This is a genomic window from Embleya sp. NBC_00896, assembly GCF_045207785.1.
Classification (GTDB): domain Bacteria; phylum Actinomycetota; class Actinomycetes; order Streptomycetales; family Streptomycetaceae; genus Embleya.
This window is the reverse complement of record NZ_CP108776.1, coordinates 5,853,576-5,867,093: the sequence shown is the minus strand read 5'-3', so window position 1 is coordinate 5,867,093 and position 13,518 is coordinate 5,853,576. Positions and strand designations below refer to the sequence as shown.

The window sequence follows — 13,518 nt, the reverse complement described above, 5'->3', positions numbered from 1 at the left end:
TCGCTATGCGCTGCTAGAAAGGTCCGGATGGGGAGGCGGCCGCATGGGCGTGCGACGAGTCGAGCTGGATCGATCGGTGCCGGCGCTGTTGTTCAAGGTCGGCCGCTATCCGCTGCACCAGGGCGCGGTCGGCGCGGTGCGCTCGCTCGGACGCGCCGGGGTCGCGGTGCACGCGGTGGTCGAGGACGCGTTCACGCCGACCGCGCTGTCGCGGCACCTGCGCCGACGGCACGTGTGGCCCACGAGCGGCCTGGAGAACCCCGCCACGCTCGTCGCCGGACTGTTGCGGATCGGCGGCCGGCTGCCCGCCCGCGCGGTCCTGGTGCCCACCGACGACGAGGCCGCGGTGCTCGTCGCCGCGAACCAGGACCGGCTCGCGGCGTGCTTCCTGTTGCCGAAGATCGAGCCGGACCTGCCGGCCGGGCTGGCCGGCAAGCGCGGCCTGTACCGGCACTGCGTCGCGCACGACGTCCCGACGCCGGCCACCCGGTTCCCCGTCGATCGGGAGCAACTCGTGTTGTTCGCTCGTGAGTTGGGCTATCCGGTCGTGGTCAAGAACCTGGATCCGTGGGATCGGCTGCGGGCACCGGTGGTCGCGGGCACCACGCTCGTGCGCGACGAGCGGCGGCTGGTCGACCTGGTCGGCGCACCGCACGGCGTGCTGTTGCAGGCGTACGTCCCGCGCGAGTGGGCCCAGGACTGGATCGTGCACCTGTACGCCGCCCCGGACGGCCGGTGCGCGCCCGTGTTCACCGGGCTCAAGCTCCGCTCGTGGCCGCCGCATGCGGGCGTGACCACGTACGCCCGGGCGCTGGCCAACCCCGGTCTCGCACGTGAGTCGGCCCGCCTGTGCCGGGCGATCGGCTACCGCGGCCCGGCCGATCTGGACTGGCGACTCGATCTGCGCGACGGGCGGTACAAGCTGGTCGACTTCAATCCGCGCCTCGGCGCGCAGTTCCGCATGTTCGAGACCGGGTGCGGGCTCGACGTGGTCCGCGCGCTGCACCTGGACCTGACCGGCCGGCCGATCCCGGCGGGGGCGCAGCGCGAGGGTCGGCGCTACGTCGCCGAGCACCTCGACGTCGCGGCGTTCGCGGCCTACCGCGGCCGGGCGGGCGCCGCCCACCGGCCGGGCACGCGCCCGGGCGCGGCGGGGTCGAGCCCGCGTGGCTGGCGTTCGACGATCCGCTGCCCGCCGCGGTGACGGCCGTGCGGGCGTTCGGCCTGGCCGCGCGTCGACTCGGGCGCTGAGGGGGCCGGGTGCGGCGGTGGACGGTGCTGCTGGTCGTGGTCGCGCTGCTCGCGGCCTGTACGACCGAGGGGCGGCGCGGCGGACGGCGCCTGGTCCTGCGCGAGGACTTCACCGGTTCGGCGCCCGCCGACGGGCGGTGGGTGACCTGCTACGACTGGAACGTCGACGGTTGTACCAACGCGGGCAACCGCGAACAGCAGTGGTACCGGCCGGAGCAGGTGCGGGTGGCGGACGGTCAGGCGATCCTGACCGCGGCCCGCCGGCCGACGCGCGGTTCGGACGGCGTGCTGTACCCGTGGGTCTCGGGGATGCTCTCGACGGGGCGGGCGAGCTGGTCGGGCCGGCCACGCTTCACGTTCCGGTACGGGCGGGTCGAGGCGGAGTTGCTGCTGCCGAGCGAGCCGCACTCGTTCCCGGCGTTCTGGTTGATGCCGGTCTCCCGGTACACGCCGCCCGAGCTGGACGTGGTCGAACTGATCGGCCCGGACGGCGAGGCGGAGGCCACGGTGCACTGGCGCGGGCCCGACGGCGCCCCGCGGGCGTGGACGCACGCGTCGCCGCCGCGCGACTGGTCCGCCCGGTTCCACCGCTTCGCGCTCGACTGGGAGCCCGACCGGGTGGCGTGGTCGATCGACGGCGAGGAGGTGTTCGCCGTGACCGACCGCGCGCTGATCCCGCACGAGCCGATGGAGGTGCTGTTCACGCTCGCGATGGGCTACCCGGGGCCGGTCCCGGAGCACGTGCTCGGCGCCGAGCTGCGGATCCGCTCGGTGCGCGTGTGGGCACGCTGATCCGAACGGCCCGCCCCCGGGTGCGTACCGCATCGGGTCAGCCGGCCCGCGTGGCGATCGGCTCCGGGTCGCCGAGCAGCCGGTGGCCGCGCAGCCGGGCCCGGGTCTGCCGCCAGGCCCGCCAGCCGAACGTCTGCGGCCGGTCGCGGAACGGCGCGACGCGTGGACCGTCGCCGGCGAGCCAGCCGTCCAGCCGCTCGACGCCGGTGTCCGCGCGGACCATCAGCCGCGAGATCCGCCAGGGGTCGTCCGCGCGGGAGCTGTGCGCGTCGCGGACGGCCATCGCGGTGGTGTAGCCGGCGTTGCGGACCGCTTCCCGAACGGCGCCGTTGTTGTAGCCGTACGGATAGGCGAACGAGGTGATCGCGCGGTCGAGTTCGTCCTCCAAGCGCTGTCGTGAGTCGGTGATCTCGCGGTGCATCGCCTCGATGGGCAGGGTGTCGAGTTCGCGGTGTGTACAGCCGTGCGCGCCGATGCTCAGTCCCGGCGCGTCGGCGATCGAACGCAGGCCGCGCCAGGTGAGCATCGCGGCGGGCGGCAGCGGTGGGCGGGTGGTGGGCGAGAGCGCGTCGGTGGTCACGTAGAGGGTCGCGGGCAGGCCGCGCTCGACCAGTTGGGGCAGCGCGTACCGGGCGAAGTCGGCGTAGCCGTCGTCGAAGGTGATCAGCACGCTCTCGCGCGGCAGGTCGCGACCGCCGTGCAGGGCCTCGGCGAGCCGGTCGGGGCCGATCGGGACTCGGCCGCTGGCCAGGATCCGGTCGAGGTGTCGGCCGAACATGGTCGGGTCGATCGTGTAGGGCGCGATCCACGACGGCGGGTCGTCCCGCACCGAGTGGTACAGCAGGATCGGGACGGCGTGTTCGGATCTCATCGAATTTCCCCTCGGGTGGCGAGACTGTGCGCGGCGGTTCGGATCAGCGCCGCGGTGGTGGTGAGCCCCGCGAGCGTGCCGAGCACGCGGGGGCCCGAGAAGGTGCCGGCGAGCAGGTACGCCTCGGCGGTCAGCGCGCCCAGGGCGGCGCTGGTGACGACCGCGGTCACGGCGGTGGACAGCCGGTTCGGGCCCGCCCCCGCGACCGCGAATCCGGGCCCGACGGCCAGGAACGCGACGACCACGAGCACGCGCAGCGGGTGCCCCGCGGGCAGTTCGAGCGCGGCGAAGGCGAGCCAGCCGGTCGCGGCGGGGAGAAGGTATCGGACCGGGTCGTTCGTCGGGGCCCTCGTCGGGGCGTTCATCGGGCCGGCTCGATCCGGTAGATCACCGCGCCCCGATCGCGCAGCACGAGCGTGAACCGGCGCGCGCCGACCAGTGCCCGGTCCATCCGGTCCAGTGCGCCGGCGGGGAGCAGCCCGGTCTGGTCGCACTCGGCCCGCTGACCGGCGGTCAGGAACAGGTAGGCGGTGGCACCGTCGTATTCGTCGGCGAGCGTGGTCAGGCTCGTGGCGGGGTCGCGCAGGACGCGCTCGCGCAGGGCCGGCGTCTCCATCGCGAACCAGCGGTGTCGCTGCGTCTCGTACTCGGCGTAGGCGCCGGGGAAGTTGTTGGTGGCCGCGACGATCAGGTCGCCGGGTCCGGACACGGCGGCGAGCCGCTGCCGGGCGGCGATCTCGGCGTCGCCGAAGTGGTTCTGCCGCTCCTTGCCGTAGTAGCCGAACACGAGCCCGGTGAGCAGGAGCGCGAACACGACGGGCAGGGCGAGCGCGCGCGGATGCGGCCGGCCGCGGCTCGCGAGCAGCGGCGCGAGCCACGAGGCGATCAGGAACGCGACCGCCGGGAGCGCGAACAGGTAGACCCGGAAGATGATCTCGCCGCCGTACGCGCCGGCCGCGAGCAGCGGAAGCGGCGCGATCGCCAGGAGTGTCGCGGGCGAGCGGCGCAGGCGTGGGCGCCGCACGAGCGCGGCGGCGGCGAGCACCACCACGGCGGCGGTGAGCGCGCGGTCCACCCGCGCGACCAGCACCTGGCCGGGTTCGGCCGCGCCGAGGTCGACCATGCCGGCGTTGGCGTTCGCCTCGAAGTCGCCGAACTGGCGTACGGCGAGCCCGAGTTGATCGAACACGAAGGGCCTGGCGACGGTGAGGTCCCAGCCCACCGCGGCCGCCGCGGTGAGTGCGAGCAGCGGCAGCGCGACCCGTCGATGCGCGCGCGAACAGGTCAGGGCCAGCGCGGCGACGGCGACCATGACCGGGGTGAGCTGATGCGACGTCACCACCGCGAGCACGAGCGGTGTGCACAGGCCGAGGGTGGCGAGCGGGCGGCGGGTCCGGTCGAGGGCGAGCGCGAGAATGCTCACGTAGAGCACGAACGCGAAGGTCTGCGGCGCGAAGTAGTCCTGGCCGACCCAGGCGGTGCAGAAGTAGATCCACACCGCGGCCCAGACGATCCGCCGGTTGCGGGTGAGAGTGCGGTAGAGCAGGACGAGCGGGCCGATCAGCACCAGGTCGAAGGCGAGCGGCGACCACGCGGCGATCGCGAGCGCGTCGGGTACGCCGCAGGCGCGGACCAGGGTCGCGGCCGCCGAGAAGAAGCCGGGCCATTCGTGATAGGGCGTCAACTCGCCCGCGTCGCTCAGGGTTCGGCCGTTGCGCAGGAACTGGTCGACGACCTCGACGTGCTTCCACGCCCACGCGTAGCGCAGGTGCTCGTAGAGCACGGCGGGCGTCGCGTGCAGCATCGTCACCAGTGCGACGGTGTACAGCGCGTGGCGCCACGTGCGGGCGGTGCGGTCGAGCAGGGTCGCGGCGAATCCGGCGACGAGCAGACCGAGCGCGCACCAGTACAGGGTGGGGAGCACGTCGAGCAGGCCGAGTCCGCGCATTCGGTCGACCGCGACCGGCATGCGGACCGCGAGGATCCACAGCAGGGCCGCGATCGGCAGCGCGAGCACGCCGAACGCGCGGAACGCGATGGCCGGCGGCGTCGGCAGCGGGTCGCGGCCGAGTCCGCGCGCGCGGCCGGCCGCGTATCCGAGGGCGGTCGTGAGCACGCCCAGGACGAGGGTGGGGACGGTGGCCTTGGGTTGGGTGCCACCGGGTGCGAACGGCCGCACGAGGGCGCGCGGGATGGTCGAGGCCAGGTAGGAACGCTCGGACGCGAGCGCGCTGTCGGTGCCGGCGTGCCGGCTGACCGCGGCCTTGGACAGGCCCTCGGCCCAGCAGCGGGCCCGGAAGTAGCGCCGGGTGGTGCGGGCGGCGGGGACTCGGTGCCCGACCGCGGCGGCCGGTTCGTAGGCGAGCGTGCCGCCGCGGTAGCGGGCCGCCGCGCGGATGCACAGCTCGGTCTCCTCGCAGCCGAGCGGGCGGGTGCCGACCCGGCCGAGGTCGGTGCGGAAGCCGCCGATCTCGACCAGCACGCTGCGTCGGAAGGACATGTTCGCGCCGATCAGGTTGCGCACCGGGGCGGCGTGTTCGGGCATCCCCCGGTAGGTGCAGCCGACCACCCAGTCGAACTCGGCCGGGAACCACGCGGGGCGCGCGGTGTCCCAGTTCGGCCGGATCCGGCCGCCGACACCGAGCACGTTCGGATCGGCGTAGCCGTCGAGCAGGCGCATGGTCCAGTCGGGTTCGGCGACCGCGTCGTCGTCCAGGAACGCGACGATGTCGCCGCGGGCGCCCTCGACGCCGGTGTTGCGGGCGCCGGAGAGCCCGCGCCGGCCGCGGTTGCGCAGCACGGTGACGCCGGTGAACTCGCGGGCCGCGCGGGCGGCGAGTTCGTGGCAGTGGTCGGCGACCAGGATGGTCTCGGTGGGCGGCTCGTCCTGTGCGCGGACCGACGCGAGGGCGGCGGTGAGGTCGTCCCAGCGGTCCATCGTGTAGGCGCAGACGATCACCGTGAGGGTGGGTCTGGGCGGGGTGCGGGCGACGGGTGGGGCGGCGCGTCGGGCGGGCACGGTCGGGGTCGCTCCGGCGGCGCCGTACGGCCGGCCCTCGTTGATCGCGTCGGTCTTGAGGGCGACCCAGGCCAGGCGTCTGGTGCGGGGTGGGGTCTCCGTCACGCGGACCTCCCGAGGGTGGTGGGCAGCCAGACCCGGCGGGCCGCGACGAGGGCGAGGGCGGCTCCGGTCTGGGCGCCGAGCCACGCGACGCCGGCGCCGAGCACGCCGAGGACGGGCAGCAGAACGGTGGTCAGGGTCAGCACGGCCGTCGCGAGCCCGGCCTGGATCGCGACCACGACGCGCATCCGGCCGAGCACGCGGCACGCGCTGAGCGCGGTCGTCACGACCAGGTGCGGCAGCGCGGACAGCGCCAGGAGTTGCAGCAGGGTCGAGCCGTTGCGGGCGTAGTCGGGGCCGAAGACCCGTAGGACCAGCGGCGCGCCGACGACGAGCACGGCGATGGCGAGCGCGAGCAGTGCGCCGGTGTGCAGCAGCACGCGGCGACAGTGCGAGGCGAGCCCCGCGCTCTCCCCCGCCGCCTCGACCAGGAGGGACGCGCCCATGTTGAGGCTGATCAGGTACAGCGTGTTGGCGACCACCCACGCGAGCGAGAAGTAGGCGCTCTCGGCGGGACCGGCGGACTCGAGGACGATGATCGGCGGCAGCGTGGTGGCGGCCAGCCAGCACAGCGTGCCGAGGTAGTCGGCGCCCGCGTAGCGCGCGATCGAGCGGGCCGTGCTGCGGGTCGTGCCGGCGGGTGCGGGCCGGCGGGGCAGCATGCGGGCGAACAGAAAGCCGTCGACCCCGGCCAGGGTCAGCAGCAGCGCGAGCGTCCAGGACAGCAGGATGCCGATGGTGGGCAGCGCGACGGCGAGTGCCGCGACGAAGCCGATCTTGGCGAGTGCGAAGCAGCTGTTCTTGGCCACGACCAGGCCGGGTCGGCGCAGGCCGGTGAGCGCGCCGTCCTGGAGCGCGAACAGCGCGTACGCGACGGTGGTCGCCACGAAGCAGCAGCCGGTGGCGGGTTCGTACAGGAACCCCAGGCCGGGCGCGAGCAGCGGAACGAGCGCGACGAAGCCGAGCGAGGCGACGAGCGTGGCGCCGAACGCGGCCGCGTACCCGGCCCGCACCAGCGCGCGCCGGTCCGCCCCCGGCTGCGGCAGGAAGCGCACGAGCACGTTGGCGAGCCCGAGTTGGCCGAGCCCGGAGAGCAGCATCATCGCGGACACGGCCGCGTAGGTGCGGCCGACCGTCGCGTCGCCGTACCAGCGCGTGGCCAACGCCCAGTAGCCCGCGCCGAGGGCCGAGGTCACCAGCGAACCGACGGTCAGCACATGGCCGTTGCGCAGCAGCGGGTCGGCGCGCCGGGCGACCGGCCGGCGGAGCTGATCCTGCGTCACCGGGCGTGCTCCCAGGGCGTGTGCACGCCGTGCATGCGTACACGCGAGCGCAGGTAGGCCAGCGGTCCGGCGGCGATCGCGCGGCGTTCGAGCCCGGCGAGCCGGGCGGGCCAGGGCACTTCGGGCCGGCCCGGGGCCCGGGTCCGGGCCAGCGCGTACCGGATCCCGCCCGGCACGCGGCGCACCAGCGGGCCCAGCGCGCGGGGTTCGCGCAGCACGGCGGCGGTCAGATAGGCGCCCAGACCGGTGCCGTACCCGCGGACCTGCCGGGCCACGGCGTCGTGGTCGGCGCGGTGCCGGTGCCAGACGAGCGCGTCGGGGCGGTAGGCGATCCGGTGCCCGCGCACGATGGTGCGGAAGAACGCGAGCAGGTCGTCGCCGCCGCGCGCGGGGGTGCCGACGCCGGTCGCGGGGTCGAAGCCGCCCATGTCGCGCAGCACGTCGGCCCGGAAGGCCATGTTGGCGCCCGAGCCGAACCGGCCGGCGGTGAACGGGAACAGCGGGTCGTCGGGGGGCGCGTCGGCGCCGTACACGACGGGTTCGAAACCCTTGGCGTAGCCGCCGTGGTGATGCAGCATCAGCTGCGCGGGTGTGCGCAGTTCGGCGGGCAGGATCAGCCCGGTGACGCACGCGGGCCGATCGGCGCGGGCGAAGCCGGCGACCAGGGACGCCACCCAGCCGGGGTCGGCCAGCACGTCGTCGTCGGTGAAGGCGAGCAGTTCGCCGGTGGCGGCGGCGATGCCGCGGTTGTGCGCGACGGCCAGGCCGGGTCGTGGTTCGCGGACGTAGCGCACCAGGCCCGCGCAGCCGCCGCGGACCACGCTCGCGGTGCGGGCGGTGGTGGGGGCGTTGTCGACGACGATCAGTTCGATGTCGGGGTAGGTCTGCCACAGCAGCGTGTGCAGGCAGGCGGTGAGGAGTTCGGGCCGTTCGCGGGTGGCGACGATGACGCTGACGCGTGGGCGGTGCTTCGGCGGTTCGGGCTCGGGATCGGGTGTGGGAGGCGGGCCGAATCGGGTTCGGGCCGCTTCGACGAGCCGGTCGAGGTCGGCGTCGGCCGGCTCGACGTCGAGCAGGCCCACGGGGGTGGCGTCGTGCCGCACGAGCGCGAGCACGGCGCCGGTGGGGCACTCGGTCGGGGCGCCGTCGGGGGTGGTCAGGCGCGGTGCGGCGGCGCCGGCGGACAGATCGAGGACGCGGACGTGGACGAGGGCGGTGGGGTCGGCGCTCAAGCGTCCTCACCCCGGGTCGGTGGGCGGACGCCGCCGTGCTCGCGCAGCACGGTGCGCAGGACGCGGTGGCCGTCGCGCAGCGCGTTCAGGTTCGATCGGCCGCTGCGGCGCGGGAGTTCGAGGCTGGGTACCTCGGCGATCCGCAGGCCGGCGCGGAGCGCGCGTACGGTCATCTCGGCCTCGATCTCGAACCCGGTCGAGCGCAGGTCGAGGTGTTCGAGGAAGCAGCGCCGGAACGCGCAGAATCCGTAGCACAGGTCGGTGAGCCGGTAGCCGTACAGCCCGCTGACCAGCCGCATCAGGGCGTGGTTGCCGAGGCTGCGCAGGCGGGTGAGGTCCAGCGATCCGCCGCCGCCGACGAAGCGCGAGCCCTTGACGAAGTCGTAGCCGTTCTCCAGGAAGTGCACGTAGTGCGGGATCTCCTGCGGCGACATGCTGCCGTCGGCGTCGATCGTGACGATGATGTCGCCGGTCGCGTGTCGGAATCCGGTGCGCAACGCGCTGCCCTTGCCGGGACCCGACTGCGGGATGACCCGGGCCGCCGGCAGGTAGCGGCTGGTGATCAGCGACGTGGCGTCGGTGGAGTCCCCGTCGATCAGCAGGACTTCGTCGATGCCTTCGGGTATCTGCTGAAGCACCCAGGGCAGGTTGCGGGCCTCGTTGCGAGCCGGGACGACCAGGGTGACCCGGTCGCGCGGCGCGGCGTCCGGCACGGGCTGGCCGGCCCGCAGTGAAGCGGTGCCGGCCGGCCCGGCGATCCGGGGCAGTGGGATCTTCGCGTGTGCCGTGTGCGTCGTGTCGTGCATGAACGGCCCCCTCCCGTCTACCGCGATCCCCGGGGGGTGTGCGGTATCGGGCCGGGGTACCGGCCCGAGATCGGTGACACCAGGTATCGATGGGACGACACCCGGTCATCGCTGATCGTGGTTGGGCGGCGAAAGCAGGGTCAATCGGACCGAAGATGCTTTACCAAGACGTTACGGTTGGGCGTTTTTCCGGTCGAATGCCAGTTCGGTGACTTTCTTCGCTTTTCAGGGCTTTTTCCGGGCCTTTTCCGGGCTTTCTTCGAGCCCTTCTCCGCGGTCGTCTTCGAGCCCGTCAGCAGTCACACGAGCAACATTCGCAACAATCACAACAGCTGCCACACCCCTCGCAGACGTCCCCACAGCCACCGCAGTCGCAGTCGCACTTGTGGCAGCAGCCCTCCCGCTGCTGACCGGTGCACGGGTCCTCGAACGACTCGCGGAAGCACCACTGGCAGGTGCAGCACAGTCCCGCCCAGATCGCACACGCCACGAACACGTTGTGCCCGCCGGGCGGCGGAGGCGGCGGGGTCGGGCCACCGGGCGGACCCCACGGGCTGTTCGGGTCGTAGGGGTTGCCGGGCGGCTGCTGGTGGGGCGGCTGCTGGTACGGGGGTTGCTGGTACGGCGACTGCTGGTTGGGCCACGACCCGTCCGGCCGCGCGGCGAGCCGGGGTTCGGCGTGCTTGGCGCAGCCCTTGCCGTGCTTGGCACCGGTCGAACAGGACGGGGATTCGAGCGGGAAGCCGGCGTGCCGGAACGACCGGCCGATCGCCTCGTCGACCTCGTGCACGAGCAGCCGGTGCGCGAGCACGCCGTTCTCGAAGCCCACCTCGTCGAGCGCGAGCCGGATCCCGGTCGCGGCGTCGCGGCACAGCCGGTGCGCCTCGTCCGGCCCGGTCCCGGTCGCGAGCAGCGGGTTCCAGGCCCCGGCCGCGCGGTCGGCGTGGATGTCCTCGACCGCGTCGAGCAGATGCGCGAGCCGGCCAAACAGCCGACCCGCCTCGGCGAGCGATTCGGCGTTCTCGGGCCGCTCGGCGAGCAGCGCGGTGTGCGCGAACGCCGCGCCGGTCGCGGTCTCGGTCGGCTCGGTCACGGTGAGCACGGACACCCCGGGGCCGGCCAGCGCCTCGACCTCGACCTGACGGTCCACGGCCTCGACCATGACAGCGGTGTCGAAGCCGACGTCGAGCGCGGTGCCGGCGCCCTGCCTGGCCCAGCGCTCGGCGACCCGGCGCGCGCCCCCGGCGACCGCCCGGCGCTTGTACACGCCGTCACCGTCGTCGATGTGGTCGCGCATCTTGGCCGACGCGAGCACGAGCGACACCGCGCCCGCCAGCCGCGCGCCCTCGCCCATCGCGACCTCGGCCCTGCGCATCGCGCGCAGCGGACAGGGGCCGGCCTTGCGCCGCCCCTCGGCCGTGGGCCGCGCGGACTGCGCCTCGACCAGGACCGAGATGATCAGCCCGTCGTAGTTGGTGGCGGCGCGGGCCGCCTGTCCGTGGTCGTCGCGCAGCGCGAGGCACATGCCGCACAGGTGCGCCATCCACTCGCTCTGCAGCTTCTCCGACAGTCGATGCCGGCACGGCCGGATGATCCCGAACAACCCCTCGCCCCACTTTCGCTGCGCTGATCTGGGTCCCCACCACAGACGGGCCAGCCTACTGATGGCCCGTCACCCCCGTTCGGGACCGAGTAAAGGGCGGGCCTAGGATCCCTGACATGACTGCTTCGGTTTCGGTGCTGGTCGTCTGCAGTGGCAACACCTGCCGTTCCCCCTTGGTCGGGGCAATGCTGCGCCATCGGCTCGCCGGGTCCGGGCTGTCGGCCGACGTTTCCTCGGCGGGCACGATCGACTGGAACGCCAAACCGATGGCGGACAACAGCGTGCAGGTGCTGATCGAGTACGGCATCGAACCGCCCGTGCACCGGAGCCGCAAGCTCACGGCCGACCTGCTGCGCTCGGCCGATCTGGTCATCGGCATGTCGCGCGAACACCAGTGGGCCATCGACACGCTCGCCGCGGACACCCTGCCGTACACCTTCCTGCTCGGCGAACTCGTGCGCCTGGGCGAGAAGTTCGGTCCGCGCGGCGAGCTGTCGCTCGCCGCGTGGCTGGCCGAGGTCGACCGGTCGCGGCCGGCGAACCGGCTGGCCCGGCCCGCCGACGAGCTCGACGACCCGATGGGCGAGCCGATCGAGTCGTACCGGGTGATGGGCGCGCGGGCCGACGATCTGACCACGCGCCTGGTGGCGTTGCTCGCCGGCTGACCCAGAGTCGGTCCGGCGTTGCTCGGACGTTGCTCGGGCGACGCTCGGGCGTCGAACCATCCCGCGCGGAATCACTCGAACAAATGATCTTTCCCTCCGGGGAACAGCGGCCCCCGAGCACACCGACCCTTTGGCTGCCCCGTAGGCTCGCGGCCCGCCGAGGGGTTCGGCGCGAGGGTGGGGGTCGAAATGCACGACGACGAGTACGGGCGCGACAACCGCAGGTTAATCGGGCTGATCACCCTGGTGGTTGTGCTGTCGCTGATCGGCGGTGTGGGCTATGGGGCCTACTCCTTTCTGAACGAGGACGATCCGTCCTCCACCGCATCCGCGAAGCCCAGCGGTTCCGCGACGGGGACGCCCCTCGAACAGACCCCGCGCAACGCCGCGCGGCGCTTCCTGGAGGAGTGGGCGGCGGGCAACTGGAAGGGCGCGGGCGGGCTCACCGACGACGCGACCCGGGCGTCCGACGCTTTGGTGAGCTTCAACGAGGGCCTGCACATCACGAGGCGCGCACTCACCGTGGGCCAACCCGGACCCGAACTTCCCGGCGGCGGCGGCGTACCGGTGCCGTTCGAGGCGCGGATGACGGTCGGCTCGGCCGGTGAGTGGAGCTACGCCGGCGCGCTCCTCGTCGCGAAGGGCAAGGCCGGCGCACAGTTGACCGAGGGCTACCTCGTCACCTGGGCCCCCTCCGTGCTGCATCCGGAGCTGGCCGCGGACACCCGGCTGAAGCTGACGCCCAATCAGGGCGGCGCCGACGGCTCGGTGTTGCGCGCGAAGGACGGCACGGAGCTGTCCGTGACCGAGCACCCGGCGCTGCGCGAGATCCAGGCGGGCCTGCTGAGCAAGGCCAAGCCCGGCGAGGCGGCCAAGGACGGCGGTGTGATCACCCTCGTCAGCGCCGGCACGGGCGCCCCGGTCAAGGAGATCGCGACGATCGGCGAGGTGCAGACGGCCGCCCCCGAGGACGGGGGGATCCGGACCACGCTCGACGCCGACCTGCAGACGGCGGCCGAGCGCGCGATCAAGGGCGAGTCCCGGACGTCCGCGCTCGCGGCGGTCCGGATCAGCACGGGCGAGATCGTCGCCGTCGCGAACAACCCCGCGGGCGGGTTCAACACCGCGTTCCAGGGCAAGACCCAGCCGGGTTCGACGTTCAAGATCGTCACGGCCGCGACGCTGCTCGACAAGGGCGCGGTCCGGCTGGACGACAAGGTCGGCTGCCCCGAGTCGGCGAACGCGGGCGGAATGACGTTCACCAACTCCGAGGGCCGCTCGTTCCCCGACGGCACGTTCAAGCTCGCGTTCGCCCAGTCGTGCAACACGACGATGGCCAACCTGCAGGCCAAGCTCGGCGGCGGCGACCTGTCCACCTTCGCGCACGACTACTTCGGCATCGGCGGCGACTGGAAGACCGGCATCGTCTCGTTCGACGGCCGGGTGCCGAGCGCGTCGACCGACACGATGAAGGCCGCGGACATGATCGGCCAGGGGGAGGTCCAGATGAACCCCCTCACGATGGCGTCGGTGGTCGCGACGGCGAAGTCCGGCACCTTCCGCCAACCGCACCTGGCCCCCGACCAGGCCGGGCTGTGGCGAGCCCCCCGCACCCTGTCACCCACCGTGAGCGGCCAACTGCGCACGCTGATGAAGGCGGTCGTCACCGAGGGCACGGCGCGCGGCGCACTCGCCGGGCTGAGCGGCGACGTCGGCGCGAAGACCGGTACGGCCGAGGTCGGCGGCGGCAAGCCCAACAACGGCTGGATGGTCGCCTATCGCGGTGACATCGCGGTCGCCGTGTGGGTCGAGGGCGGTATCACCGGCGGCCAATCGGCCGGTCCGATCGTGAAGTCGTTCCTGGGCGCGGCAGGCTGACGAGCGGTAGTCCATC

Annotated in this window: 11 protein-coding genes; 4 read left to right on the top strand and 7 right to left on the bottom strand. The window is 73.4% G+C overall.

The features are described 5' to 3' along the window. Positions 1 to 43 precede the first annotated feature (43 nt). Positions 44 to 1,204: an ATP-grasp domain-containing protein gene (locus OG928_RS26595; RefSeq protein WP_406288150.1), complete on the top strand. Its 1,161-nt coding sequence runs from the start codon at positions 44 to 46 to the stop codon at positions 1,202 to 1,204. A gap of 56 nt (positions 1,205 to 1,260) precedes the next feature. Beyond that, on the top strand, positions 1,261 to 2,043 hold the full coding sequence (locus tag OG928_RS26590) for a family 16 glycosylhydrolase (protein ID WP_406288148.1): 783 nt from the start codon (positions 1,261 to 1,263) through the stop codon (positions 2,041 to 2,043). 37 nt (positions 2,044 to 2,080) lie between these two features. Here OG928_RS26590 and OG928_RS26585 read toward each other — a convergent pair whose 3' ends face one another. From OG928_RS26585 to OG928_RS26555, 7 genes are all read right to left on the bottom strand, one after another. Continuing rightward, complete coding sequence (locus tag OG928_RS26585) at positions 2,081 to 2,914, bottom strand: polysaccharide deacetylase family protein (protein ID WP_406288146.1); 834 nt, start codon at positions 2,912 to 2,914, stop codon at positions 2,081 to 2,083. After that, on the bottom strand, positions 2,911 to 3,279 hold the full coding sequence (locus OG928_RS26580) for a hypothetical protein (protein WP_406288143.1): 369 nt from the start codon (positions 3,277 to 3,279) through the stop codon (positions 2,911 to 2,913). Before OG928_RS26580 ends, OG928_RS26585 begins: the two co-directional genes overlap by 4 nt. After that, the gene (locus OG928_RS26575) at positions 3,276 to 6,038 is read right to left on the bottom strand and encodes a glycosyltransferase family 2 protein (protein WP_406288141.1); all 2,763 of its coding nucleotides are present in this window, start codon (positions 6,036 to 6,038) and stop codon (positions 3,276 to 3,278) included. The genes OG928_RS26580 and OG928_RS26575 overlap by 4 nt, the downstream gene beginning before the upstream one ends. After that, positions 6,035 to 7,318, bottom strand: coding sequence for a lipopolysaccharide biosynthesis protein (locus OG928_RS26570; RefSeq protein WP_406288139.1), 1,284 nt, complete (start codon positions 7,316 to 7,318; stop codon positions 6,035 to 6,037). The genes OG928_RS26575 and OG928_RS26570 overlap by 4 nt, the downstream gene beginning before the upstream one ends. Then, the gene (locus OG928_RS26565; RefSeq protein ID WP_406288137.1) at positions 7,315 to 8,550 is read right to left on the bottom strand and encodes a glycosyltransferase family 2 protein; all 1,236 of its coding nucleotides are present in this window, start codon (positions 8,548 to 8,550) and stop codon (positions 7,315 to 7,317) included. The genes OG928_RS26570 and OG928_RS26565 overlap by 4 nt, the downstream gene beginning before the upstream one ends. Beyond that, on the bottom strand, positions 8,547 to 9,356 hold the full coding sequence (locus tag OG928_RS26560) for a glycosyltransferase family 2 protein (RefSeq protein ID WP_406288135.1): 810 nt from the start codon (positions 9,354 to 9,356) through the stop codon (positions 8,547 to 8,549). Before OG928_RS26560 ends, OG928_RS26565 begins: the two co-directional genes overlap by 4 nt. Before the next feature lie 292 nt (positions 9,357 to 9,648). Further along, positions 9,649 to 10,959 (bottom strand): DUF5685 family protein, encoded by a 1,311-nt coding sequence (locus tag OG928_RS26555; protein ID WP_406288132.1) that lies wholly within the window; start codon positions 10,957 to 10,959, stop codon positions 9,649 to 9,651. Between the two features lie 116 nt (positions 10,960 to 11,075). Between OG928_RS26555 and OG928_RS26550 the strand changes: the two genes are divergently transcribed. Further along, complete coding sequence (locus tag OG928_RS26550) at positions 11,076 to 11,624, top strand: hypothetical protein (RefSeq protein ID WP_406288131.1); 549 nt, start codon at positions 11,076 to 11,078, stop codon at positions 11,622 to 11,624. Between the two features lie 189 nt (positions 11,625 to 11,813). Then, complete coding sequence (locus OG928_RS26545) at positions 11,814 to 13,502, top strand: penicillin-binding transpeptidase domain-containing protein (protein WP_406288129.1); 1,689 nt, start codon at positions 11,814 to 11,816, stop codon at positions 13,500 to 13,502. The last annotated feature ends 16 nt before the right edge of the window (positions 13,503 to 13,518 follow it).